19 protein-coding genes, 1 pseudogene and 1 CRISPR repeat array are annotated in these 24,869 nt (G+C 51.6%); of the genes and pseudogenes, 15 read left to right on the top strand and 5 right to left on the bottom strand.

Features of this window, described 5'->3' with window-relative positions; all coding sequences use genetic code 11:
- Positions 1-9: 9 nt before the first annotated feature.
- Both AC50YG_RS06280 and AC50YG_RS06275 read left to right on the top strand, forming a co-directional pair.
- Positions 10-3,963, top strand: a complete 3,954-nt coding sequence (locus AC50YG_RS06280; RefSeq protein WP_494825519.1) for a S8 family serine peptidase — start codon at positions 10-12, stop codon at positions 3,961-3,963.
- A gap of 119 nt (positions 3,964-4,082) precedes the next feature.
- A complete protein-coding gene (locus AC50YG_RS06275; RefSeq protein ID WP_494825517.1) occupies positions 4,083-5,315 on the top strand; it encodes an S-layer homology domain-containing protein in 1,233 nt (410 codons plus the stop codon).
- A gap of 85 nt (positions 5,316-5,400) precedes the next feature.
- On the opposite strand, the gene AC50YG_RS06270 is transcribed toward AC50YG_RS06275, so the two are convergent.
- Positions 5,401-6,336 carry an MraY family glycosyltransferase gene (locus AC50YG_RS06270; RefSeq protein WP_341281318.1) on the bottom strand — a complete coding sequence of 312 codons (936 nt, stop codon included), beginning with the start codon at positions 6,334-6,336 and terminating at the stop codon, positions 5,401-5,403.
- Between the two features lie 287 nt (positions 6,337-6,623).
- Between AC50YG_RS06270 and AC50YG_RS06265 the strand changes: the two genes are divergently transcribed.
- On the top strand, positions 6,624-8,501 hold the full coding sequence (locus tag AC50YG_RS06265) for an AbfB domain-containing protein (protein WP_494826343.1): 1,878 nt from the start codon (positions 6,624-6,626) through the stop codon (positions 8,499-8,501).
- A 189-nt stretch (positions 8,502-8,690) separates the two neighbouring features.
- Here the strand turns inward: AC50YG_RS06265 and AC50YG_RS06260 are convergent, their stop codons facing one another.
- Complete coding sequence (locus tag AC50YG_RS06260; RefSeq protein ID WP_494825515.1) at positions 8,691-9,212, bottom strand: MogA/MoaB family molybdenum cofactor biosynthesis protein; 522 nt, start codon at positions 9,210-9,212, stop codon at positions 8,691-8,693.
- 386 nt (positions 9,213-9,598) lie between these two features.
- Here AC50YG_RS06260 and AC50YG_RS06255 point away from each other — a divergent pair, with 386 nt between their 5' ends.
- The 7 genes and pseudogenes from AC50YG_RS06255 to AC50YG_RS06225 form a co-directional block, all read left to right on the top strand.
- A complete protein-coding gene (locus AC50YG_RS06255) occupies positions 9,599-10,315 on the top strand; it encodes a metal ABC transporter ATP-binding protein (protein ID WP_494825513.1) in 717 nt (238 codons plus the stop codon).
- Entirely contained in the window at positions 10,252-11,211 is a 960-nt protein-coding gene (locus tag AC50YG_RS06250; protein WP_494825511.1) for a metal ABC transporter permease, read from the top strand. Before AC50YG_RS06255 ends, AC50YG_RS06250 begins: the two co-directional genes overlap by 64 nt.
- A complete protein-coding gene (locus AC50YG_RS06245; RefSeq protein WP_494825509.1) occupies positions 11,195-12,313 on the top strand; it encodes a metal ABC transporter substrate-binding protein in 1,119 nt (372 codons plus the stop codon). The genes AC50YG_RS06250 and AC50YG_RS06245 overlap by 17 nt, the downstream gene beginning before the upstream one ends.
- 80 nt (positions 12,314-12,393) lie before the next feature.
- Complete coding sequence (locus AC50YG_RS06240) at positions 12,394-13,629, top strand: GTP-binding protein (protein WP_494825507.1); 1,236 nt, start codon at positions 12,394-12,396, stop codon at positions 13,627-13,629.
- A gap of 45 nt (positions 13,630-13,674) precedes the next feature.
- Complete coding sequence (gene rpmG / locus AC50YG_RS06235; RefSeq protein WP_341281323.1) at positions 13,675-13,824, top strand: 50S ribosomal protein L33; 150 nt, start codon at positions 13,675-13,677, stop codon at positions 13,822-13,824.
- Positions 13,825-13,843: 19 nt separating this feature from the next.
- Complete coding sequence (locus AC50YG_RS06230; protein ID WP_494825504.1) at positions 13,844-14,233, top strand: (2Fe-2S) ferredoxin domain-containing protein; 390 nt, start codon at positions 13,844-13,846, stop codon at positions 14,231-14,233.
- Positions 14,234-14,315: 82 nt separating this feature from the next.
- A pseudogene (locus tag AC50YG_RS06225) lies at positions 14,316-14,462 on the top strand (PD-(D/E)XK nuclease family transposase); the annotation flags it as partial.
- 183 nt (positions 14,463-14,645) lie between these two features.
- Here AC50YG_RS06225 and AC50YG_RS06220 read toward each other — a convergent pair.
- Positions 14,646-14,963 carry an SRPBCC domain-containing protein gene (locus tag AC50YG_RS06220; protein WP_494825502.1) on the bottom strand — a complete coding sequence of 106 codons (318 nt, stop codon included), beginning with the start codon at positions 14,961-14,963 and terminating at the stop codon, positions 14,646-14,648.
- Between the two features lie 169 nt (positions 14,964-15,132).
- Between AC50YG_RS06220 and AC50YG_RS06215 the strand changes: the two genes are divergently transcribed.
- Positions 15,133-17,151: a methyl-accepting chemotaxis protein gene (locus AC50YG_RS06215; RefSeq protein WP_494825500.1), complete on the top strand. Its 2,019-nt coding sequence runs from the start codon at positions 15,133-15,135 to the stop codon at positions 17,149-17,151.
- A 412-nt stretch (positions 17,152-17,563) separates the two neighbouring features.
- Positions 17,564-18,206: a CRISPR direct-repeat array (repeat unit 33 nt; unit sequence GCTTCAATCCACGCACTCCATACGGAGTGCGAC).
- A gap of 443 nt (positions 18,207-18,649) precedes the next feature.
- Here AC50YG_RS06215 and AC50YG_RS06210 read toward each other — a convergent pair.
- Positions 18,650-19,054, bottom strand: a complete 405-nt coding sequence (locus tag AC50YG_RS06210) for an IDEAL domain-containing protein (RefSeq protein WP_473758257.1) — start codon at positions 19,052-19,054, stop codon at positions 18,650-18,652.
- Positions 19,055-19,166: 112 nt separating this feature from the next.
- Positions 19,167-20,060: an AraC family transcriptional regulator gene (locus tag AC50YG_RS06205; RefSeq protein WP_494825497.1), complete on the bottom strand. Its 894-nt coding sequence runs from the start codon at positions 20,058-20,060 to the stop codon at positions 19,167-19,169.
- A gap of 315 nt (positions 20,061-20,375) precedes the next feature.
- On the opposite strand from AC50YG_RS06205, the gene AC50YG_RS06200 reads away from it, so the two are divergent.
- From AC50YG_RS06200 to AC50YG_RS06185, 4 genes are all read left to right on the top strand, one after another.
- Positions 20,376-21,572, top strand: coding sequence for an LLM class flavin-dependent oxidoreductase (locus AC50YG_RS06200; RefSeq protein ID WP_494825495.1), 1,197 nt, complete (start codon positions 20,376-20,378; stop codon positions 21,570-21,572).
- A 36-nt stretch (positions 21,573-21,608) separates the two neighbouring features.
- The gene (locus AC50YG_RS06195; RefSeq protein WP_494825493.1) at positions 21,609-22,892 is read left to right on the top strand and encodes an ABC transporter substrate-binding protein; all 1,284 of its coding nucleotides are present in this window, start codon (positions 21,609-21,611) and stop codon (positions 22,890-22,892) included.
- Positions 22,893-22,896: 4 nt separating this feature from the next.
- Positions 22,897-23,769 carry a carbohydrate ABC transporter permease gene (locus tag AC50YG_RS06190; RefSeq protein WP_494825491.1) on the top strand — a complete coding sequence of 291 codons (873 nt, stop codon included), beginning with the start codon at positions 22,897-22,899 and terminating at the stop codon, positions 23,767-23,769.
- Between the two features lie 200 nt (positions 23,770-23,969).
- Positions 23,970-24,785, top strand: a complete 816-nt coding sequence (locus AC50YG_RS06185) for a carbohydrate ABC transporter permease (protein ID WP_494825489.1) — start codon at positions 23,970-23,972, stop codon at positions 24,783-24,785.
- Positions 24,786-24,869: the final 84 nt, after the last annotated feature.

Below are 24,869 nucleotides of genomic sequence, written 5' to 3'. Positions count from 1 at the left end.
AGGGATTTCATGCAGCAATGGTATAAACGCAAAACAAGTCGCAATAAGCAATTATCTATTCTAATCGTCATGTCGCTTTTGCTCACCTTATTATTTCCAGCAGGGGCTATGGGAGCGGAAGCAGCGTCGCAAAGCCTTAAATCCTCCATATTGTCAGAGCAGCTGAAGCTGCCGAAATCGGCTTATGAGCAGGTTGATTCAGCCGGCAAGAAGGAGTCGGCGGGGCTGCTTGGCGCGCAGGGAGAGCAGCGCTTCAAGGTGGAAGCGGCAGGCTCTGCGGCAGAGGGAACAACACCACTACTCCTTACGCCGCAAAACTACGTGCCGCATTCGGACAGCGGCAAGACGATTAGCGTCATCGTTGAGCTGGTATCCGATCCAATCGCCGTGCAGAGCGTCAAGGCACAGCAAGGTCAGGCCAAGTCGATTGCCGGCTATCAGACGATTGTGAAGCAGGAGCAATCCAGCTTTGCTGCTGCTGCGAGGAAGCTGAATGTGAAGCTTGGGCGCCAGTACCAGCAAATTTTCAATGGCTACTCGGTACAGGTTCCGGCAAATCAGGTGGACAAGCTGCTTGCGCTGCCTGGCGTGAAGGCGATCTATCCGAATTCGGAAATTATTATAGATCCGCAGCCAAGCGTGGAGGCTAAAATGGACGAGAGTGTTCCATTTATCGGTACCCCTGTTTATTGGGACAGCGGCCTAACGGGGGAAGGCATTAAGGTTGGGGTTATCGATAGCGGTATTGACTATCTCCATCCAAGCTTGAAGGATGCTTATAAGGGTGGCTATGATTTTGTCGACAACGACAATGATCCGTACGAGACGCTTCCCGATCCGAATGATGCCGAGGTGGCAACCTCCCATGGCACGCATGTGGCTGGTACCGTAGCAGGGCGCGGAGATCCGGAAAACCCGGATGGCGAAAGCGGATGGGTAAAAGGCGTCGCATATGGTGCAGATATTTATGCTTACCGCGTACTGGGGCCGAAAGGCAGAGGTTCGACGGAAAACGTCATTGCCGCGATGGAACGATCGGTTATCGACGGTATGGATATCATTAACCTTTCGCTGGGCGATGACTTTAATGATCAGTTCGAGGCTAGCGCCGTCGCGCTGAATAATGTGATGCTGGCAGGCGTTGTGGCGGTTGCGGCGAACGGCAACGATGGACCAGAGCCTTATACGGTAGGTGTTCCGGCTACAGCGGAGCTGGCGATTTCCGTCGGAGCTTCTTCGCCGCCACTTTCTGTGCCTGTGCTGACAGGAAGCGGAGTAGACACCGTCTATGGTGGCTATATGACCTACTCCCCTGAGCTTGGCAATCTGGAAAATAATGCTCTGGAGCTTGTATATGCGGGCCTAGGAACAGCGGCGGATTTCATTGGCAAAGATGTAACGGGTAAAGCAGCGCTCATTTCACGTGGCTCCATTACCTTTGGCGAAAAGGCGCTGAATGCCTTAAATGCCGGAGCTGCGGCTGTCATTATTTATAACAATGCGACAGGAGGCTTCAGTGGAACGCTGAATGCGGGAGTCGATTATGTCCCTACGCTTAGCATTTCTCAGGAGGATGGGCTTGCTTTGAAAGCGAAGGTTGACGCGGCTGCTGGAGCTGGCGGGTATGCGATCGACTTTGGTACAACAGTAGAGCAGGATATGATGGGTGATTTCAGCTCGCGCGGTCCATCACTGCCGGGTCTGGCTATTAAGCCGGATATAACGGCGCCGGGTGTAGCTATTCGTTCATCCGTACCTGCTTATGGCGGCGATTATTCGGATGCTTATGAAAATAAGCAAGGCACGAGCATGGCGAGTCCGCATATTGCAGGCGCTGCTGCTCTGCTGCTTCAAAAGGAGAGAGGACTTACTCCATTTGAGGTAAAAGGGCTGCTGATGAACAATGCGAAGAAGCTGGCAGATCGCAGCGGCGAGCGTTATTCGCATATGGATCAAGGGGCAGGACGGATTGACTTGGAGCAAATCTCTCATGCAAAAGCGATAGCGCTTGTGGAGGAAACGACAGTTGCAGTAGCAGGAGCTGCCGCTACGTCTTATTTGACGGGCAGCTTATCTTTCGGAGCACAGGCTCCAGGGGATGAGTCGGCGAAAACGATCAAAGTAAAGGATATTTCTGGCGCGGCCAGCTCTTATGCGGTATCGACAATATGGTATGGCGAGGCAGCGGGTGAGCTAAGCGTTAGCGAAGAATCGTTCGCGTTGGCGGCAGGCGGCACGGCTTCCTTCGATGTAGCGCTGCAGGTAGCTGAAGCAGCGGAGGATGGCCGTTACGAGGGCGAAGTCGTCATTCAAGGTGGAGGACAGACTATACAGCTTCCACTGGCTGTCTATGTAGGCGACGTGGAGCTTCCGGCAAAAGTATCGGAAATCACGCTTGAACCGTTCCTCTTTTCGCCAAATGGTGATGGTGCAGCGGATACGACCGACCTTAAGTTCCGCGTAAATGCTACGCTGCCGTATTTTTCACTGGATGTTTATGCGGTTTCGGGAAGTAATTTGTCCTGGAAAGGGGCCATTGTGGAAAGTGCGCAAGGCATGACACCGGGCAGCTACATCGTTGAAGGCTGGGACGGGGAAATATTGACGGCTCTTGGCCCTCAGCAGCTTGGTGAAGGACATTATGTCGTCGTGCCTTGGATCGGGTTTGGGGCAGAAGATTTTTTGCTTGACCAGCTTGCCGAATTTGTCTTGGATGTGCAGGCTCCGCTTGCGGAACTGGCTGACCCGCCAATTGCGGTTACAGGCAATGACGGTGTGATTAGCGGACGAATTATTAGTGACCGCCTTATTACGTTGTTCGGCGATTATTCGGCAGTTGGTGCTGCAGCCATAGCTGAGGATGCAAAGGGCGATTTGCAGCAGTATGATGCGACGATTGCAGCAGACGGGCGCTTCGAGATTTCGGTGCCAATTGTTCAAGGAAGCAACGCGTTTGACGTGTATGTGTATGATGCCGCCGATAATGGCGTCATTGAGCCAGCCTTTGTTGTCAACTATGAGAGTGTGAATGAGCAGCCTGCCACATTGGCAGCTGTTGCTTCAAAGTCCAGTGTGCGCACGGGTGAAACCTTTGATATTGATGTGAATTTTGAGCATGTAAAGGGCTTATATGCGGCGCAGTTCAGCTTGACATATGACAGCGGGCTCGTGAAAGGCACAGTTGCGCCAAGCGTTACGCTGTCCACGTATCAGCAGCAGGTCAATCCTGGCGGATCGCTTATCGTAAATGAGACGGTTGTCGATCTCGGGAGCGGCGTTGCGAGGAGCGACTATGTCGTATCGTTGACCGGGGATCACAGCGGCTATAGCGGCTCCGGGACGCTGGCAACATTCCATTTTTCCAGCGGTAGCGCCGGAAAACGAGATTTTAAACTGTCCAATGTTCGGGCATTGAACAGCGATACGCAAGAAATTGCTTATAGCAGTGTGAGCGACGTTTCTGTGACGGTGACGCCGGGTCCTACCGAGCCGGAGCATCGAATTACAGGCAAAATAACGGCGGAAGCTCTCGGAAGCAGTGTGAATTATAGCGAGACGTGGTACCAAGGTGCCGATGGTGTGCACAAAGTTGTCGTAGAGGCGGTTACAGCAAGCAAGGAGGTTGCAGCTGTTGGTGAAGTGAAGGCGGATGGAAGCTATACGCTGCTTGTTCCAGCGGGTACTTACACCGTGCGTGTAGTCGTGCCAGGGCATGTGGCTTCGGCGTCTTCGGTGACGGTGGCTGACGACGATACGACGCTTAATGTCGGACCGCTTCAGGCGGGCGATGTGAATAGCGACGGTAAAATCGATCTGGCCGATCTCCAGCTTGTCGCCAAGCAGTTCGGCAAGTCACGGAGTACAAGCTGGGCCAATGCACCGGCAAGCGCAGCTGACATTAATCGGGATAACGCGGTTGACCTGCTCGATATTTCCTTCGTTTTAGGCAACTTCAAGCTGTAAGCGGCAAGAGATTGATCATTAAACGGTCGTGAAAAATGGAAGGGGAGCGCGAATGGCTCCCCTCCTTATTTTCAGGATGAGGCATAGGGAGCAAGAAGTCGAAGACAGGAGAGATGAATATGAGAGGGAGTCAGCATTCAAAATGGTTGTCATTAATGGGGGTAAGCCTACTGGTCACTGTTTGGCTTGGTACAGCAGCGGCATCGGGAGCCGAGAAGGCGGAAGCAGACAAGCTGCCGCAAATTCGTATTGTCCCTTCTGCGGGTCAGGTGAAGATTGGCGACGTGTTCGAGGTCGCCGTATGGCTGCAAGGCTTTAAAGGGAGCTACGGCGGAGTTCAAGGCTATGAGGTACATATGAAATACGATTCAAAGCGAATAGCGCCTGTAGTTGAAAAAGAGGCGGGGGCGCTGCTGCGGCCAGCGGTGTTTGCAGCTTCGGCGAGTCCCATGCAGCTGCTGAACAAGCTTGATGCCGCAGCAGGCCTTATTCAAATTGCCGAGGCGACAGCCCAGCGGGGCCCGGCATTATTTTCTGGCTACGGAAAGCTGGGCAGCCTGACCTTCAAGGCAGAGAAGGATGGAGCCGCGTCCTTCAGCTTGGCGAAGTCGATCATTATTTTGCCGGATAATCCGGGACTGAATATTCAGCATCGAGTAAATGAGCCGTTCGTCAGCATTGGCGCAGAATCAGTCAAGGACGGCGCGACGAAGGTCGTCGGCCAAGCGCCTGCGAAAGCGGCAGCACAGTTGACGGTGGAGCAGCGCCTCAAGCAATTCAAGGATTATGAGGCGGTTGCGAAGCTGAAATGGGCTTCGGCAGCTGTCGGGGAGCTGGCGCTTGCGCAGGTGATGCAAGGGACGGCAGCTGGCACTTTTGAGCCGGGGCGCCTAATGACGCGGGCAGAGTTCGCGAAGGCCGCTGTACTTGCGTTCGAGCTGGATATGAAGCAGCAAGCCATCCCCGCTTTTACCGATGTGCGCAAAAGCGATTGGTCATACGACTATGTGGAGACAGCGGCGGCAAATGGCCTGCTGCAAGGTGTAGAGCGGCCGCAAGGCAGCGCCTTTCTGCCGAATCAGCCGATTACGCGAGCGGAAATTGCCGCTGTGCTGTCGCGGCAGCTCAAGGCGCTCGACCCGGCCGAGCCAGCAGGTGCACAAGAAAATGCTTCATCTGGTGTACATCCGTTTAGCGATATTAGCGGCCACTGGGCGGAGCAGGATATTGCGTATTTGTACGAGCGTGAGCTGCTGCAAGGACGGACGGACAAGCTTTTTGCTCCAGGCGACCATGCAGTGCGTGCGGAAGTCAGCGTGCTGCTGCACCGCGTAATGGAGCGCCTGAACTGACATCAACTATTCACATCGACTAAGGCAGTCCTCCCATGCAAAAAAACCTCTGCCACATGGGAGAGGTTTTTTTGCAATACATGCTCTATACCGGAATCATAAGTAAAATAATCGAAAATAGCGAGAAGCAAACGCTGATGAGAAACAGAAACGACAGCACTTGTCCGGGTTTGAGGCCGGAATGCAGCAGGCGGTAATGAACCTGTGTCGCATCCGCTTGGTAAATGGGCTTGCCTTGAATCATACGCTTGATTACGACGAAAATGTTATCGAAGATCGGCACGCCAAGCGCCAAAATCGGAATGAAAATCGACAGCACAGTTGCCTGCTTGAAGGCACCGTCAAGTGCAATGACTCCAAGCATAAAGCCGAGGAACGTCGCGCCAGCGTCGCCCATAAATATTTTGGCCGGAGGCTTGTTGTAGCGCAAGTACGCAATTGCAGCCCCAATCAAAATAATAGCCAGCATCGCGGAATCGCTTTGCCCCTTGGTAAGGGCCACAATAAACAGCGTCACAGCTGAAATTGTAGAAAGGCCGCCCGCCAAGCCGTCCATGCCATCGGAGAAGTTAATGACGGTCGTTACGCCGAAAATCCATAAAATCGTCAATACGAATTGCAAGGCATAAGGCAGATTGACGAACTCACCGCTGAGCGGATTGTAGAAGCCCTCGAATGATACACCAGCGAAAAATACGATTGCCGCCGCCGACACTTGAACGAGCATCTTCGGCAATGACGGAAAATCCTTGCCATGCGTCTTGTACCAATCGTCAATCGTGCCAATAATGAGCAGCAAGATCGAGCTTATAATAATAGCGACTGTTTTCATTGTAATTTCATCTACAAATACTAAATACGTAGCCATAAAGCCGACAAAAATAGCATAGCTCGCCGTGAGTGGAATCGGCTCTTTATGTATTTTGCGTTCGACATCCTTGCGGGGCTTGTCCACAAAATCGATGCGGAAAGCGAGCTTGCGAAGCGGAGGAATAAGCAGCAGCACAATAAAGAATGACATTGCAAATGCAGCAGCGTAACTAATCTAGATCATCTCCTGAATGTATAAATATATAAAAATAGGCAGCAAAGCTAGCAATCTCTCAAACTAATAAAATGTTACAATAAACGAGTTTGAATAGCAAATTTCTGATAAATAACTCATCTTCCGTCGAAGTCCAGATCGTTCACCATTCGCCGGATTGTTCAATTGAAATCGCTTACATAAATGCTAATATAAGGGGTGTGCGTTGCTGATATTAACCAGGCGTCGCATCATTATAAAGGAGGAGTTCAAGCATGGTGATTATGGGAAAAAGAAGTGTGATCGCTGTTTTGCTGCTTACTCTACTGCTTTCAATTGCTGCCGGAGCGATTCCGGCGGGCCGCGCTAACGCTGCCAGCGTAAGTATTGTAAACGGGACGGATTGGAAGGACACCGCAGGCAACCCGATTCTTGCGAACAGCGGCAACATTTTAAAAGTCGGTTCCACCTACTATTGGTATGGCGAGCATGCGACGGGCGGAACGTTCGATGCCGTCAACGTGTATACATCAAGCGACCTCAAAAATTGGACCTTCCGCAGCAGCGTGCTGACCAAAACCTCGGCAGCGGAGCTGAATACGAGCAAGATCGAGCGCCCGAAGGTCATCTATAATGCCGCAACGGGCAAATATGTGCTCTGGATGCATTATGAAAATGGCAGCGATTATTCGCTCGCCCGCGTTGCAGTAGCGACGAGCTCTACACCGGATGGGGCATTTACGTATCAAGGCAGCTTCCGGCCGCTGAACTACGAGTCCCGGGATATGACGGTGTTTGCCGATACCGACGGCAGTGCCTACCTTATTACCGCTTCGAGGAAAAATGGCGGCGCCAACGATACGATGGCGATTTTTAAGCTGAATGCCGATTATACCGGCGTGAGCAGCTTTGTCGGCTGGATTTATGAGAACGGTTACCGCGAAGCCCCCGCTGTTGTGAAGAAAAACAATTCGTATTATTTGTTCACCTCGCAGGCTTCGGGCTGGTATCCGAACCAAGGCGGCTATTCCACAGCCTCGGCGATGAACGGCACATGGTCTGCGATCTCGCCCTTCGGCGATCCGGCGGCTTACAGCTCGCAGATTGAAAATATTATGACCGTGACGGGCAGTGCCGCCACCACCTACATCTATATGGCGGACCGCTGGAATCCGCTCAATCTCAGCGACCACAAATTCATCTGGCTGCCGCTTACGCTGAATGATGCAAGCAATAGTGCATCGCTCAATTGGTATAGCTCATGGGGCATTGATGCAGGAACTGGTGCGGTCACGTTGCCGTCGCAAGTCAACCATGCGCTGGGCAAAACCGCGACCGCCAGCAGCATCGCCTCCGGAAGCAGCGCAGCAAATGGCAATGACGGCAATGCCCAAGTGTCATGGGCGGCGGCAAATAATGGCTGGCCTGCTTGGTGGCAGGTGGATTTTGGCGCACCGAAGACGATTACTGAGGTTGATATTTCGTGGTTTATGTATAAGGGCTCCGAGGGCTATTACAAATATAAAATCGAAATCAGCAATGACGGCGTGAACTACGCAGCGATTGACCGTACGACGAACACCGCATACGGTTTCACGACTGACGCGGTACATTTTACGGCGCGATATGTGCGAATTAATATGGTGAATGCAGTGCTGTTCAACAATCCGGGCAACTGGTATACGCCAACGCTGCATGAGGTTCGCCTGCTTGGCCCAGCGACTGCGGAGGCGACGGGCTACAGCACCTTTGAAGCGGGCGCTCTTGCTGGTTACCTAATCCGTCATAACAACTATGTTGGACGCGTTGATTCGGGTGTATCTCCGGCTGCCGATTCGCAGTTCCGAGTGGTGCCGGGACTTGCGAGCGCGTCGTCCGTATCGCTGGAGTCGATGAATTACCCTGGCTATTTTTTCCGCCGTAATGCCAGCAATCAGATTGTGCTTCAGCAATATGACGGAACGAATGCGTTCAAACAGGATGCGACCTTCAACATCGTCAGCGGGCTTGGAGACAGCACGAAAATTTCCTTTGAATCGTACAGCCAGCCCGGCTATTACGTTCGCCATTACGACTATGTGCTGCGGCTGGACGCCTTGAGCGCCCTCAATACAACAATTTCTAAAAATGATGCAACGTTCAAACGAACGAACTATTCGTAAAATCATAGAGAGAAGGATAGACGAGGGCTGAAAAGAGGGAGGAAAAGAGCTGAAAAGAGAGGAGAAATAGAGAGCAAGAGAGAAAAACCAAGAGAAAGAGTGGGCTACCCCCTCTTTCTCTTGGTTTTATGGATGGACGGAAGCTTCATATATTTTTGCAGCCTCGCCATTAAAGATGCAATAAAGCCGTCAGCGAAGATCCTTATAAATTTCCCGCATCACATGACCTAGCTCAGGAACGATAATGCGTTCGGCCGCGAGCCGGACTGCGCCGCTGGAGCCGGGCATGGAGAAAATCGCCGTATCCTCGAAAACGCCAGCAATCGCCCTGCTCAGAATCGCCGCCGTGCCGATATCCTCAGCAAAGCTCAAGTAGCGAAAAATCTCGCCAAACCCATGCATTTCCTTATCGAGCAAATCCTTTACTGCCTCATAGGTCGTATCCCGCTTGGCAATGCCTGTCCCGCCATTGAGCAAAATCGCCTCAACCGCCGGGTCCGAAGCTCCGCTGCGCAGCGCGGACTGGATTTCGCTGTATTCGTCCTTGACGATGGCGTAGCGCGTCGTCTGATAGCCGCCTGCCTTGAGCAGCTCAATAAGCAGCGTGCCGCTTTTATCGGTAGCGGGCGTACGTGTGTCAGATACAGTAATGACCATGCAATTAACGGTCGAAGGTGCTTCCTCGCGATGTTGTTCAACGGATGTACTCATTGGAAATGTAAACATCCTTTCTTGGCCAGCTATGCCGGAAAATATTTGAATAATGACTCCTATTGTATACTGGATCTGGCCCTGATGCCAGCGCATGCATGGAATGTTCCTCCGTATAAGGCAATGGGGGCTGGCCGAAAATAGGCAGTTGACGAATGAAAAGCGGCTTGCTATACTCATTAAGCGTAATGATTACTATTAAGTATTGTGATAACCGTTAATGAATCGCTGCTGGCGATTTCTTTTTTAAGATATTATCGTAATTATTACGATTAAACGCAAACGGCTGTCGCCATCCACTGGCGGCAAAGCTACCGTTTCGAGGGTGAAACTTATACATTGTTATCTTTTGAAAAATAGCATTGGAGCGAAAGGGGAGAGACCGCGTGCAGATTGCTTCATTAAATAATGTCGTGTTCGGCTATGGCAGCGTACCGAGTCTGAATGAGGCGGATATGGACATTCATACCGGTGAATTTATAGCGGTAACCGGGCCCAACGGCGCCTCGAAGACGACGCTGCTTAAGCTGGCGCTGGGCTTGCTGAAGCCGTGGAGTGGAGAGGTTTACTTGGCGAAGCTCGGCGCGAGCGGCAAGAAGCTCGTGATTGGTTATGTGCCGCAGCAGATCGCAGCTTTTAACAGCGGCTTTCCAAGCACGGTGCTGGAGTTCGTCAGGTCAGGCGCATATGAGAGCGGAGCTTGGCTGCGGCGGATGCGGCCGCAGGAACGAGCCCGTGCCGAGGAGGCGCTGCGCCAGGTCGGCATGTGGGAGCAGCGCGGCCGCAAAATTGGCGAGCTGTCCGGCGGACAGAAGCAGCGGGTGTGCATCGCCAGAGCGCTGGCACAGCAGCCCGACCTGCTCGTCATGGATGAGCCGACAACCGGAATGGATGAAGCAAGCCGTAAAGGCTTTTACGAATTAATGTTTCATCATGTGCAGGCTCATGGGCGGACAGTTGTGATGGTGACCCATGGACTCGAAGAGGTCCGTCCGTATTTGGACCGCATCATTGAGCTGGAACGGAAGGGGGAGGGAGGATGGAAATGCTGCACTACGACTTCATGCAGCGGGCATTTTGCGCCGGAGGCATCATCGCTTTAGTCGCCTCTGTGCTGGGCGTACATTTAATGCTGAGACGGCAGGCGCTGATGGCGGATATGCTTTCGCATGTATCATTAGCTGGCGTTGCTGCTGGCGCCTATCTAGGCTGGAATCCTTCCTATGCCGGGTTCGCTGCTGCTGTAGCAGGAGCTATTGCCGTTGAATATATTCGGCGCTCATACCGGGCCTACAGCGAAATGTCGATTGCCATAATTATGATTGGCGGCTTGTCGAGCGCCGTTGTGCTGATGGGGCTGAATAAAGGGATGAACAAAAGCTTCTCCTCCTATTTATTCGGCTCCGTCGTCGCGGTGAACGAAACTGAGCTTATGCTGATGCTTGGAGCAGCGGCTATAGGAGCGAGCTTTTTTATATTGCTGCGCAGACCGCTGTATCAGATGGCGTTCGACGAGGAAACGGCGCAAGCAAGTGGCATTCCCGTCCGACTCATCTCCATGCTGTTCAGCGTGGTGACGGGCATGATTGTCGCTGCGGCGATGCCGATTGTAGGCGTGCTGCTCGTATCGGCGCTGATCGTGCTGCCTGCGGCGCTCGCGGTACGTCTTGCCCGCAGCTTTGCGGCAGCGCTCATTATTGCGATGCTGGTCGGCGTAGCGGGCGTATTTTCGGGACTGACCGCCTCTTATGAGCTGGGAACGCCGCCGGGCGGAACAATCGCATTATTTTTGCTCGCGCTGCTGATCCTGGGCATTGTATTGAAAAAGGTCTCCATTATAGCCGGGAAGCTGGGCAATCGGCAAAATCGCACCATCATTAACAATCATCAAACGGGGCAGTTGGGGAAGCAGGACGCTTTTCCCCGCATAAAGAGCAGCAAGCTGGATGCATCAGCTATTCACACACATGGAGGTACAGAAAATGAAAGTTATGTTTAGCAAATTTTCTTTGTTATTAATCGCAGCGGTGCTGCTGCTATCGGGATGTGGCGCGGCTGGAAACACGAATGGGGCAAATACAGTTGGCGCGCAGGCAGATGACGGAAGTGCCGCTGCCTCGGAGGCAAGCGTTTCGCCAGCTGCTGGGGAGACGGAAGCGAAGAAGCTGCAGGTCGTGACGACCTTTTATCCGATGTATGAGTTCAGCAGGCAGGTGGGCGGGGAATACGCCGATGTAACGGCGCTTATTCCGGCCGGCACCGAGCCGCATGACTGGGAGCCAAGCGCCAAGGACATGGCGGTGCTGAAAGAAGCGGATGTATTTGTATATAACGGCATCGTAGAAGGCTGGGCGGAGCAGGCGCTGGAAAGCGCGGCAAATGAGAAACGTGTCGTCGTGGAGGCGAGCAGCAGCATAGAATTAGCCGAGGGCGGGGAAGACGAGCATTCGCATGGAGAAGAACCGCACGGTGCCTCGGATGCTGCAGCTGCGGATGCGGAACATGAGCACGACCATGCTGCCGAGCACGAGGAGGCTGCCCATGAGGAAGAGGAGCATGATCACGATCATGAGCATAGTCTCGATCCGCATGTATGGCTGAGTCCGAAGCTGGCACAGGCAGAGGTTGCGGCTATTCAAGAGGCGTTCGCGAAAGCAGATCCCGCCCATGCAGACCAATATAAAGCGAATGCAGATGCCTATATTGCGAAGCTCAAAGAGCTGGACGATGCGTATAAGGCTGGGCTTGCAGGGGCGAAGCGTACCGAGTTCGTTACGCAGCATGCGGCTTTTGGCTATTTGGCGCGTGAGTACGGCTTGACGCAGGTGCCGATTTCCGGCCTGTCTCCTGATCAGGAGCCATCCCCGGAGCAAATGGCGGAAATTGTGAAGCTGGCGAAGGAGCAGCAAATCAAGACGATTTTTTTCGAAACGTTGGTTGATCCGAAAATCGCCAGCACCATTGCGAGCGAAATCGGCGCCAAGACAGCGGTGCTGAACCCGCTGGAAGGGCTGACTGAGGAAGAAACGGCAGACGGGCTCGATTATATTGGCGTGATGAAAAACAATCTGGAAGCACTGAAGCTTGCTTTGAATGAATAAGGGGTGCGGAGGCCAGAGCAAGTAACAGCTCATATAGCGTGTATGCCAAGTTATATATATGAAGGGAAGCGTGAAAACGAATGGATAAGGAAGCAGCAGTGAAGAAGCAAGCAGATTTTAAAATTCCGGTTACGGTACTGAGTGGTTATCTAGGAGCAGGCAAAACGACGATTCTCAACCATGTGCTGAACAATCGCGATGGCCTTCGCGTGGCGGTTATCGTCAATGATCTGAGCGAGGTCAATATCGATGCAGCTTTGGTTCAAAAAGAAGGCGGGCTGTCCCGCACCGATGAGCAACTGGTGGAAATGTCGAATGGCTGCATCTGCTGCACGCTGCGCGGAGATTTGCTGCGCGAGGTAGAGCGGCTGGCGAAGCAGGAGCGCTTTGATTATATATTGATCGAATCGACGGGCGTGGGCGAGCCGGTTCCCGTTGCCCAAACGTTTACCTATATTGATGAGGAGCAGGGCATTGACCTGTCGCAATTTTGCCGCTTGGACTGCATGGTGACGGTTGTTGATGCGTACCGCTTCTGGCACGATTATTCCTCGGGCGAGACGCTGCTTGAACGCAGTCAGGGGGCGCATGAGGAAGACCACCGAGAGGTCGTTGATCTGCTGATTGACCAAATTGAATTTTGCGATGTGCTGCTGCTTAATAAATGCGATCTGGTCAGCGATGAGGATTTGGACGAGCTGGAGGGTGTGCTTCGCACGCTGCAGCCGCGCGCCAAGCTGATTCGCACCGAGCAGGGCAAGGTTGATCCTGCGGAAATTTTGAATACCGGCAGATTCAACTTTGAAGAAGCCAGCGTATCGGCTGGCTGGATGAGGGAGCTGAATGCGCCTGTCCATACGCCAGAAACGGAGGAATACGGAATTGGCTCATTCGTTTATTTGCGGGCGAAGCCTTTTCATCCGGAACGGTTAATGCGCTGGATGGAGGAATGGCCGGAGGCTATCGTTCGGGCAAAGGGCATTATGTGGCTGGCAACCCGCAGCTTGCAGGCGCAGAGCATTAGCCAGGCGGGGCCGTCTATTCAATTTGGCCCTGCTGGACTGTGGGTGGCTGCGCTTCCCGAGCCTGAGCAGCACTTGCTGCTTGAGGAGGAGCCTGAACTTGCGGGCAGCTGGCATCCGATGTATGGTGACCGAATCAATAAGGTTGTGTTCATCGGTATCGATTTGCAGCGCGCCGAGATTGAAGCAGCGCTTGACCAGTGTTTGCTGACGAAGGAAGAGATGAAGCAGGATTGGAACAGCCTTTTCGATCCGTTTCCGCAGTCGCAGCAGGAAGCTTGCGCCATAAATTAAGGAGACAGGCCGTTGAAAAGTATGTTATAAAAGGAGGTGAGGCTAATGAGAGTTACTGTAACGCTGGCATGCACGGAGACGGGTGACCGCAACTACACGACCTCCAAAAATAAACGTACGACACCGGAGCGGCTGGAGCTGCGCAAATACAGTCCCGCCTTGGGGCGGGTGACTGTGCACCGGGAAACGAGGTAGGAAAGGAGGCTTCCAGAGGATGGCAACTTGGAACCTGACGCATACGCGCCATCATCTGCTTCTATGCAACGGAGGCAGCTGTAAACGCAGCGGCGCGGAAGAGGTAACGCTCGCCATCCGTGAGGAGCTTGCGAGGCGCGAAGCGGATTCTTTCGTCCATACGACGAAGACGATGTGCAACGGCAGATGCGAGGATGCATGCAATGTGGTCGTCTATCCCGATGGCAACTGGTATAACGGCATGACCCCAGAGCTTGGCCGCGAGCTCGTTCGCGGACTGCTTGACGGCAATCGAATGCCGCTGCCGGAACGAATCTCGTATAACTACGAAGCGGATTGCTTCGCAGCGACGGGCAGTGCGGCGGAAGGCATTAGCAAGCCGGTTGTGAAGAAAGTGGAAAGAGCTTAGCGCCGAATTTGTTGCGCTAGATCTATTGTTTTATTTTTGACCAAGAGGAAGGGCTCTATGTAGAGCTCTTCCTCTTGGTTTTAATGTTGAGATGCAGCTATTTAATAAATATGATACTGAAAAAAGAACGCTTTTTTATTGGAGCAAGCGACACTCTGGGCATTTGCAGGAAGGACAGTCTTACAGTCAGCTAAAACGTTGTGTGACTATCAATATTCTGAACTATTCGTAAGCAGTCCCCATTGAGAAGGGGGGTTAATGAACTGGCTGTTGTTCCTGATTGAAAGCTCCGTTATAGCTGAAGCATCTGGATTGACGGAAGAGGAGATCCTAGCAATAAAACCATTGGAATAAGCAAAATACAGAAGAGCTGCCCCCCTCAAGGTGCGGCTCTTCTGTATTTTGTTTATTTTCAAACCAACGTTGCCAACTGCTGCGCAAGACGCTCAAGCGTCGATTTCGCGCCTTCGATAGCTCCATATTCTTTGCCCACTTTCTCTAATTCCTCCGCAGATTTGAACAGTGAGCGCATGGTCAGCTCGGTCTCGCCATCTTGTTCCGCAAACGTAACCGTTACCCGAAAGTGCTCGGCATCCTCATGATCGCCATGGGAGTAAACGAGCCGCTCGGGGCTTACAACCTCAAGGTATGAAATTTTATTATTGGTCACGGTAAGCTCCGGTCCATTGACCGCTGTAGTAGTGCTGCCGGCTGAATGGTTTTGCGACATTAGAAATTCCTCCGTTATTGATAAAATGGTATTTTTTGGGAGGGTATAGGGCTGCAATCGAACAAGCGGTAGAAATTTGTCGAAAAAGTGTCGGACTGATTAATAAGTCTCATGCTTTTACCGATATAGTTACTAAACAATAATCATTTTTCAAAAAAGGGGATAGCTCATGGCTTTAAAAAACTCACGTTTTATTCGCGCCCTACTCACATTCTGTTCCCTCCGTCAGACAGCCGGGCGAATTGTACTATCTACACTGCTTATCGTCATTGTCTGTGTTTCGGTACTGTCGTTTACGTTTTATACTCCCACCTCTAATGAGGTCAGGAGCCAATCGGAGAAGCAAATGGAGTTGAATACGAGGCTGCTGGCCAAGGAAGTTGACAGCAGAATGAAAGAGAAGCAGACCATCATTAAAATGCTTGCGGAGCAAGGAGCGGAGCTGGGCGATGACAAACAGAAGCATATGGACTTGATTGCCAAGTCACAGAAGCTGCATCCTGAATTCACAACGATTTTGTATTCGGCTGATACGACGGGGAAGCTTGCAATAGACTCGACCGGCAAGGAATATGACTTATCTGAGCGTCCCTATGTAAAAGAGATACAGGCAGGACGCGCTTACGTCTCTGACCCGATTATTTCTAAAGTAGATAATCAGCTTGGCGTTGCTATTGGAGCTCCTATAATGAAGGATGGCCAGCCCGTTGGCTTTTATACAGCAGGATATCCGATTAGTGAGGTAGTCGATAACATTGCCCGTTTTGAGCAAGGCGAGACGGGAAGAGCGCTTATGACGACTGCGGATGGAACATTTATTTATTTTCCGGATGAGTCTTTTATTTTAAACAATAAGATTGCCGATTTGAACAACCCTGTACTGGATGAAGGATTCGCTGATGCTCTTCAGGGTAATTACAAGGCCATTCATTTCCATGAATCAGGGGTCGACCAGTTATCCTATTTAACCAAAACGGATCTCAACTGGATCGTTGTCACCTATGTGCATGAAAGCGAGTTTTTAAAATCGGTTAATGATTTGCTGAAGCTCATAATAATCGTAGGGCTGATCATTATTGTGGGGGCGCTGCTGCTCAGCATTTTGATAGCGCTCAGAATTGTGCATCCTATCCGTCAATTGACACACGGAATTGATCTGCTGGCACAAGGCGATCTCACGTATCGCATTCCGACCAAAGGCAAAAACGATATTAGCGTGGCTCTTCATTCTTTTAATGCAGCAGGAGATCAAATGCATCAATTAATGAAGGGCGTTGCAGGCTTATCCGAGCAATTGACGGAGTCTGCGAAGCAGCTTGCGGCAGGTGCTGATCAAGGTGCTCATGCAGCGCAGAGCATTTCCGAGGCTATTATGGTCGTGGCCGAAAGCTCGGAGCGGCAAACGTCCAGCGTACAAGATGGCAGCGATGCAGCGGAAAATATTGCTGTGCAAATTAACGGTGTTGCTGCACATAGCTCAGATGTATCAGCCATTGCCTCTGAGGCCTCTACCCTGGCAACAGATGGCTCAGCCGCTATGAATCAGCTTGGTGGAAAAATGGATGAGATGGAGCTCGGCATTCGGGAGTTGTCTGGCACGATTCAAGATCTTAGCGGCTTGTCCGCCAAAATTGGCGAGGTTGTGGGCAGCATCAGCAACATCGCTCGCCAGACGAATATTCTCTCCTTGAATGCGGCGATTGAAGCGTCGCGCTCTGGTGAAGCTGGGCGAGGTTTTGCTGTCGTTGCTGATGAAATTCGGAAGCTGGCTGGGCAGTCGATGGCATCCGCAGAGCAAATTGCCGGCTTCATTGGCAGCATTCAGCTTGAGATTAAGCGGACCCTTCACGCGTCTGAACAGACAGTTGAGCAAGCAGCCCAAGGCAAACAAGCCGGAGAAGCGGCGAATGAGCTATTTACGCACATTCGCTCATCTGTGGAACAGGTTGCAGACAGCATTCGAAGTGTTTCGACCGCAGCTGAGGAAATCGTCTCTGGCACAGGTAGCTTGGTTGACGCCATTCGTCATATTGCCGATTCCGCCAGCGAAACCGCTGCTGAATCTGAAAATGTCTCAGCTGCCGCGCAGCAGCAAATGGCATCAATGGAGGAAGTTGCTTCCTCCTCGGCGGAGCTCGCTAACATGGCAGAGAAGCTTCGCACGCAAATTGATCAATTTAAGCTATAGCAGGTTGATCGGTAAAAGGTAAAAGATAATAGGTAAAACGACAAAAACCGTTTCTTTGTTAAAGGCAAGCTTAGCCTGCCATTAACGAAAGGAACGGTTTTTGTTGATGGAGCAAGTAGATCGGTATAACTTTCGAGCTCTCAATGCCTGCGAGTTTTGCTAAGAGTACGCGGCTCAGGCAACTCACTCTTTTTTCAAGGACTGAGTTTCCGCTATTTAGGCTTTTAAACTGAATTTAGACCGTAAGCGGACAGGAAAGCCGCTATTGCCCTCATTATTTCGTCAAATTGATCATCTGCAGCACATTAACGTCTCCTGAGTCCGCAGCCTGTGCCATAACCCGTGATTTTGTCTAAATAGCTGCTGCTGTGTCCACCAAATCTATTTAAGTGCGACTGTTTGCGGATGGGCAGCTTCAATCCACGCACTCCATACGGAGTGCGACTATACCTCAGGTGCAGGCAGCTAAAGCTCTGATGCTTCAATCCACGCACTCCATACGGAGTGCGACGACCGAGGTCGCGCCAGACAGGTGACTTTGCTCCAAGGCTTCAATCCACGCACTCCATACGGAGTGCGACATATGAAGTTAATTTCTATATGGTAGCAAAGGCGCTTCAATCCACGCACTCCATACGGAGTGCGACAACTGCAAGTAAAACGCCTGCTACAACAACTGGTGGCTTCAATCCACGCACTCCATACGGAGTGCGACGACGCCTGCGATCTGCTCGGATGATCCCTCTAGTGCTTCAATCCACGCACTCCATACGGAGTGCGACATGGATCAGTGTAACGGAAGTGATCTGCTCTATCTGCTTCAATCCACGCACTCCATACGGAGTGCGACGGAAACTTTTCCTGACCACACATTCGAGGGGAGATTGCTTCAATCCACGCACTCCATACGGAGTGCGACGCGGTTTTGTTCAAAAAGCAGCCCTCTGTACTAGCTTCAATCCACGCACTCCATACGGAGTGCGACGCGGCATATATCGTATCAAGCCTGCCGTTTCCGTGGCGCTTCAATCCACGCACTCCATACGGAGTGCGACAGCGAAAATGCCCATGAATGATGCCGGGCAGGCATTCGTCCGGTACATTTTCAAAAAAAGTAATGCTAAAAAAGTCTGAAGCAAATATTGACTTATACCCATTCTCATGAAAATGGGGCGTGTTCGACAAAATTCGAGGTGCGAATCGCCCAGGGATTTCATGGGAGCTTCACATTCGCACCAGTCTTTTGTATATTTCCTTTACCTACTTCACTTACATTATTTCTCTCATCGTAAGGGATGGCAGAAAACAATACAACCCCAAATTAATCATGAAATCCACCGCACATACCGCTGATCCTGCCGATACTATAGCTCACCCCAATCGTTCCCCACAAACCGTACCACATTCCAAAAAAAATAAAGCGTCCCCGAAGGAACGCTTCATCTCCATCTTCATCCGGCACGCAAGCGCCGACGATGAACTTTTTTACCTCTATGTGTTACAAGCCATTCGCTTCTCCATTAACCGAAATGCCCAGACGGTTGAAAATCTTGGTATGGGCGTTTGGCAGGGAGCTGTCCTGCGGCAATTTGCCATTGTTCAAAGTGACGAGCATGGCCGAAAGCTCATTAAACCAAGCTTCATCGTTCGTCGCAAGCGCCAGGTCGATCAGCTGCGTCAACTGCTGCACCGTATACAGCGGTGACGAACGCAGTGAATTAACCTGTGAAGCCGCAAGCGTAATCGTTCTACCGATGGCAAGCTCGTTGTCGCATGCCGTTACATATAGCCGTACCGTGCCGTGGGAAGCATCAACGCTTTCTACAAAGCCGAGCATTAGCTCGCCATTTCCAGTCGTTCCGTTCATCCAGTCGCCCGGTTTAATTATCATCTCATTAATCATTCCAGTCACCACCTGTCGTTTAATGGAACCTGCAATTATGCCTGCTTGTTTCAAAATCCATTACAATTTAACAATGATAATACTGTAATTATAATTTATACAGTTACAGCTGTCAATCGTTGCTCTCTGTTTGCCCGCTGATGAGCTGAGAGCGGTATTGCTTGGGCGCAACCCCCATATTTTTCTTAAACGCTTTGGAAAAAGAAAAGAGGTCGGGGAAGCCGATGGAGCTGGCGATTTCCGATAACGTATAGCTGGTTTGCGCCAGAAGCCGCGTGGCTTCTCCCATTTTTAACTGCTGGATGTATTGGACCGGTGTTATGCCGTATGCTTTGCTGAATTGTTTAGTGAAATGCGTGCGATTTACCCCGACGTAGCTTGAGACGCTCTCTACGGTAATGCCCTCCGCATAATGAATCTCCATATACTCCAGCCCCTTTTGCAGCCAGCCAATACTGCGATGGTCGCGGGGAACTGCAGCAGGAGCGGCGGATGAAACAAGCTCATCCCATATACGGTGAAAAAGGCTCAGCCGTGCCAGATCGGTATTTGGAGAACCGGAGTGGCTGACGAGCTGCAAAAGCTGCTGCATAAACTCGGCAGCCTGTGGTGTCAGTGCGCCGGGTGCATGAGGCGTTTGCGGGCCAAGCCCGAGCCGAGCCAATAGCTGAAGCGCTTTCTTGCCGTCAAAGGCAAAAAAGATTTTGTGCAGCGGCTCCTCCGCCAAGGTGAAATATTCATGGGTAACCTGTGGGAACAGGCAGAACAGATCATTTGGCCGCAGCGTGTAAGCCATGCTGCCCTGAAGGAACGTTCCTTGCCCCTCCAGCACGCCTAGCAAATAATAGTAAGGCGCCACGCGTGGGCCGATATGATAATTCGGCTTGGCGATATTCGTCCCGACCCGAATCGACCATGCAGCTCCCGATTTCTCGAAAGCAGAAGGCGTGAAATGATAGATTTCCAGCCATTCATGATGGTCCTCGCGCATATTCGGTCTCATCATTAATACCCCCTTTTTTCCATGTTTAAACGTGCTTGTCCTACAATCTATTATTCTAGTTTTACTTAACTAGTGCTGTGAAAATAGATAACCTTCCTCAGTATAGCAAATGATTCGACGTCACAAAATGACAAGTTTAATACGCCGCGAAATGACATTGACCCGCTAACGGTTGATTGTTATGATGCAAATACAACTATTCCTACTAAACTTGTTGGTTATTGACCGGACAGCCGGATGTACCATAAGCATCTGCCAGACGAACTGGAGATACGGGCTGCTCACGGCTTCAGCGACATACCCGTAAAGGAGAACAAAATGGTGAGTAATCTTAATGATCATAAAGAGATAGAATTTGGCTGGTTTCTGCCTACGGCGGGAGACGGCAGCTACGTAGGCGTAGCATCGGAGAGGGAACCAACGCTGGAGTATTTGATTAATGTGGCTCAAACGGCTGAAAAAGCAGGTCTCGGCTTCGTACTGATCCCGACGGGCGGTCCATGCTTGGACGCCTGGGTTGTCGGCTCGGCTATTATGAGTCATACGACGACGCTTCGCCCGCTGGTAGCGGTGCGTCCTGGCCTCGTGACTCCAGTGCTGTCGGCCCGGATGGGAGCGGCGCTCGATCAATTATCCGGCGGACGCGCGATGATTAACGTCGTAACGGGAAGCTCAGTGCAGGATTTGGAGGAGCTGGGCGATCCGCTTGCCCATGCGCATGATGAACGCTACGAGCGCGCCAGTGAATATTTGGCCGTCATGCAGCAGGCGTGGACGCAATCGGATGGCATTAAAGCGTCTGAATTCGTCGGCAGCGAAGGGGCTAGGGAGAAGCAGTTGAATCAGCAGCAGCCCTTCAGCGGAAAATATTATCAGTTCAGCCGTGCGGTAACGACGCCGCTTACGGTACAGAAGCCGCATCCGCCGTTTTACCTCGGCGGCAGCTCCCCATCAGCGAAGCGCGTAGCGGTTGAATTCGCTGAAACGTATTTAATGTGGGGAGAGCCGCATGACTGGATTCGCGAGCAGATCGAGGATTTTGAAACCGTCCGTGCCCAGTACCGCGAGGAGACGGGAATTGATCGTCCGGTCCGCTTCGGGCTGCGGGCGCAAGTATTGGTGCGCGATACAGAGGAAGAGGCATGGGCTGCGGCATGGGAGCTTATTAGCAAGGTGTCGCCTGAAGCGATTGAGCAGGCGCAAAAAGCTTTTGCCAAGACAGATGCCACGAACCAGCGCCGGCAGAACGAGCTGCGCGAGCAGTTCAAGGATGAGCGATTTGTCGTAGGTCCGAACCTGTGGGCAGGCCTGTCGCTAGTCCGTTCGGGCGGAGCAATTCTGATTGTGGGCACAGCCGACCAAGTATCGGAGCGATTAATTGAATACGCCGAGCTAGGCATATCCTCATTCATATTGTCGGGCTACCCTCATCTGGAGGAGGCGGAAAGCTTCGGCAAAGAAGCATTGCCGCTGTTTCATCAGAAATGGGCGAGCAGACGCGAAGTAAAGGCGTAAATTTTTATAGTAGATGACAGGAGGGTTTTTAAATTCATGATCAATAAAAAATATTCCTTTTCCGCAGCCGTATTGCTGCTGCTTACGCTCATCTTGGCAGCTTGCGGCGGCAATGGCGGCGAAGCCGAGACCAGCAATGCCGCATCCGGCGGGAACAGCGGAGCGGGCAAGTCCGTAGAGATCAGCTTTATCCATTGGCAGGGTGATGTGCCGATCTGGAACGAGATTATTAAAGATTTTGAGCAGGAAAATCCAGGCATTAAAGTATCCATGCAGACGTTCCCGTCTGAGCAATATCAGACGACAGCGCAGGTTAAACTGCTGGACGGCTCTGTAGGCGACGTGTTCGCGTCCTTCCCGGGCGCGCAGTTCGAATCGATTGCCAAAGCAGGCTTGTACACCGATTTAACGAATGAAGCATTCGTCCAAGCATTCGTGCCGGAGCTGATTAAATCCGGGGCGAAGGATGGCAAGCAATATGCGCTGCCATATTCTCTCGTGTACAACATTCCGGTTTACAACGTTGGCCTGTTTGAGCAATACAACATTTCCCCGCCGAAGGACTGGGCCAGCTTCCTTGCCGCAAGCGAAACGCTTAAGAGCAAGGGCATTATTCCCATCGCCTTCCCGGGCGCCGATATTGGGCCAGGCCAATTCATGAACCCGATGATGATGAACAATGCGCCGGATGAAGAGGTGTTCCAGAAGCTTGAGAAGGGCGAAACCAAGCTTACGGATGAATGGTGGACCACAACACTGTCGCAGTTCAAAGAACTGAACGACAAAGGTTATTTCCAGCCTGATTCGCTAGGTACGAATACGGATGCAGCGATTGCTCTCTTTTCACAAGGAAAAGCGGCGATGCTGGCAACGGGCTCATACTCCATTGCAGCCGTATTAAAGGCTAACCCTGAGCTGAAGCTGGATTTGCTCGCTCCAATTACCGTGCCTGCGGATCAAGCGATTTATGAGGGCATTCATACGACGACGTTCATGCTTGGCGTTAACAGCAAGTCGAAGCATCCGGAGGAAGCCAAAGCATTCATCTCCTATTTGAGCAAAAAAGAAGTAGCGGGCAAGGTTGCGAATGCGGCGAACCAGAACATTCCGGTTAAGGATATCGACTATACAAGTCCTGCGCTGCAGGTCATCAGCGGCTGGGCCGATAAGAAAACGCGCTTCCAGCCTCGTTATCTCATTACAAATATTGAAATTCAGAAGGCGGTTACCGGCTCCATTCAAGCGGTCATTGCCGGCGATTCAGCGGAAGGGGCTGCCAGCAGCGCGCAAGCGATTGTGGACCAGCAGCTGAAGCCATAGTCTGATGGCTGTGCGGAAGACGATATACTTCTTTTTTGTGCCGGGGCTGCTGCTCTATGCTGTCTTCTTCCTCTATCCGACACTGTCCGGCTTCTACAATTCCTTCACGGATTGGGACGGCATGTCGGACACGTCAAGCTTCGTCGGTCTGGATAATTACAAGACGGTAGCAGACAGCATTATTTTCAAAAAAGCGAGTGGCAACAACCTGCGGTTTATGCTGTCGGTTGTGGTCGTACAGACGCTCGTATCCCTCATTGTAGCACTGCTGCTGACAAAAAATAAAAAAACGACGGTTGCGCTGCGGGCGCTGTATTTCTTCCCGACGATATTATCGTCTGCCGCTGTCGGATTTATCGCTGCTTATGTTTACGACCCGAATCTGGGGCTGCTCAATGAGCTGCTTCGGATGCTCGGATTGTCAGCGCTTGCGAATAATTGGCTTGGCAATCCGTCGCTTGCGATCTATTCCATTGCTGCTGTTCAGGCTTGGGCGCATATTGGGCAGATGGCGATTTTATTTATCGCTGGCTTGCATGCGATTCCGGAGGAGCTGTATGAGGCGGCAAAGCTGGACGGAGGCGGCAGATGGGCTATTTTTCGCCGGATCACTTGGCCCCTGCTTGCGCCAGCGGCGACGATTGTTGTTGCTTATACGACGATTCAGTCCTTTAAGGCGTTTGATCTGATCTTCGTCACAACGCGTGGCGGTCCGAATTATGCGACGGAAATTTTGTCCACGTACATTTATTCGGCGGCGTTCCAGAACTATAAGTTTGGCCAAGCGTCCGCGGCATCGATTTATTTCCTATTTATTATTGCCTTCATTACGTTTCTGCAATTCAGAGCGCTGCGGGCGAATCGCGTCTCCTATTAGGCCGTATTTTCAAGCTGTCTCTACGCACTGCGAAGAAGGCGGCTTGAAGATAGGACCTTAACTTGAAATATAAGCATTTATAAGTTTTACACCTATAAATCAATCGGCTTATATTTCTCGGACTGAAACGAGCCGCGCCGCCAAAGGACGGAGGGCAGCCGTTTCACCTTGCGTAATGATCAGAAAGGAGGCATGGATGCATGCTGTTACGAATAGCAGGGCGCATGTTTCTGCTTGTCTTCGCCATTATTATTTTGCTGCCGCTCCTTTTCCTGATTGTGACGACGATCAAAGACCAGCAGCAGTTTTATGCGAGTCCGCTCGGTATTCCAAGCTCGTTCACCCTGCAAAACTACAGCCATCTATTTGACAGCCAGCCGATGCTGTCTTATTTCAGCAATAGCATAACGGTGTCTTTCAGCACGGTTGTTCTGGAGCTCATCGTGTCGAGCATGATAGCATATGGCATCTACCGGGTTGCTAATAGGCTAGGACTTATCCTTTATGGCATCTTTCTTATGGGGCTGATGGTTCCAGCGCAGGTGAACATGATTCCGATCTATTCCTTTATGCGCGATTTAGGGCTGATGAACAGCCGGTTTGGCCTCATATTGGTAACCGTTTCGATGCTGCTGCCGGTAGCGGTATTTATGCTGACGGGCTTTATGCGGGCGTTGCCGAAGGAAATGTTCGAGGCAGGCAGCATGGATGGCGCGGGGGAGTGGCGGCTTTACAGCCAAATTGCACTGCCGCTGTCAGCGCCGTCGCTTGCGGCAACGGCTATTTTTCTGCTCGTGAGCGTCTGGAATGATCTGCTGTTCCCGATGCTGCTGCTGACGGATAAGGCAAAAATGACCTTGCCCTTAGCGCTTTTGCAATTCCAGGGCGAATATTCGACCAATTATCCGGGGCTGCTGACCGGAGTAGTATTGATCTCGCTGCCAATGCTGATTTTATTTTTACTGCTGCAACGGTATTTTATTTCCGGCATGGCTGCCGGAGCATTGAAGGGATAGAGGGAGCGCACGCCGCGAGGGTGCAGCTCCTTTTTGTTCTTTATACATGAGCTGGTAACAAGTTTTATGCTTGTTAGCGGCTTT

The sequence above is a fragment of the Paenibacillus sp. J31R34 genome (assembly GCF_059383715.1).
This window is presented reverse-complemented; position numbering and strand designations above follow the sequence as displayed.

Coding starts and splice junctions, on each gene's coding strand:
- rpmG (WP_341281323.1), top strand. CDS start 13,675: ATGAGAGTTACTGTAACGCTGGCATGCACGGAGACGGGTGACCGCAAC.
- AC50YG_RS06210 (WP_473758257.1), bottom strand. CDS start 19,054: ATGATTAATGAGATGATAATTAAACCGGGCGACTGGATGAACGGAACG.
- AC50YG_RS06270 (WP_341281318.1), bottom strand. CDS start 6,336: ATGTCATTCTTTATTGTGCTGCTGCTTATTCCTCCGCTTCGCAAGCTC.
- AC50YG_RS06215 (WP_494825500.1), top strand. CDS start 15,133: ATGGCTTTAAAAAACTCACGTTTTATTCGCGCCCTACTCACATTCTGT.
- AC50YG_RS06220 (WP_494825502.1), bottom strand. CDS start 14,963: ATGTCGCAAAACCATTCAGCCGGCAGCACTACTACAGCGGTCAATGGA.
- AC50YG_RS06280 (WP_494825519.1), top strand. CDS start 10: ATGCAGCAATGGTATAAACGCAAAACAAGTCGCAATAAGCAATTATCT.
- AC50YG_RS06260 (WP_494825515.1), bottom strand. CDS start 9,212: ATGAGTACATCCGTTGAACAACATCGCGAGGAAGCACCTTCGACCGTT.
- AC50YG_RS06205 (WP_494825497.1), bottom strand. CDS start 20,060: ATGATGAGACCGAATATGCGCGAGGACCATCATGAATGGCTGGAAATC.
- AC50YG_RS06240 (WP_494825507.1), top strand. CDS start 12,394: ATGGATAAGGAAGCAGCAGTGAAGAAGCAAGCAGATTTTAAAATTCCG.
- AC50YG_RS06200 (WP_494825495.1), top strand. CDS start 20,376: ATGGTGAGTAATCTTAATGATCATAAAGAGATAGAATTTGGCTGGTTT.
- AC50YG_RS06275 (WP_494825517.1), top strand. CDS start 4,083: ATGAGAGGGAGTCAGCATTCAAAATGGTTGTCATTAATGGGGGTAAGC.
- AC50YG_RS06265 (WP_494826343.1), top strand. CDS start 6,624: ATGGGAAAAAGAAGTGTGATCGCTGTTTTGCTGCTTACTCTACTGCTT.
- AC50YG_RS06185 (WP_494825489.1), top strand. CDS start 23,970: ATGCTGTTACGAATAGCAGGGCGCATGTTTCTGCTTGTCTTCGCCATT.
- AC50YG_RS06245 (WP_494825509.1), top strand. CDS start 11,195: ATGAAAGTTATGTTTAGCAAATTTTCTTTGTTATTAATCGCAGCGGTG.
- AC50YG_RS06195 (WP_494825493.1), top strand. CDS start 21,609: ATGATCAATAAAAAATATTCCTTTTCCGCAGCCGTATTGCTGCTGCTT.
- AC50YG_RS06230 (WP_494825504.1), top strand. CDS start 13,844: ATGGCAACTTGGAACCTGACGCATACGCGCCATCATCTGCTTCTATGC.
- AC50YG_RS06190 (WP_494825491.1), top strand. CDS start 22,897: ATGGCTGTGCGGAAGACGATATACTTCTTTTTTGTGCCGGGGCTGCTG.
- AC50YG_RS06250 (WP_494825511.1), top strand. CDS start 10,252: ATGGAAATGCTGCACTACGACTTCATGCAGCGGGCATTTTGCGCCGGA.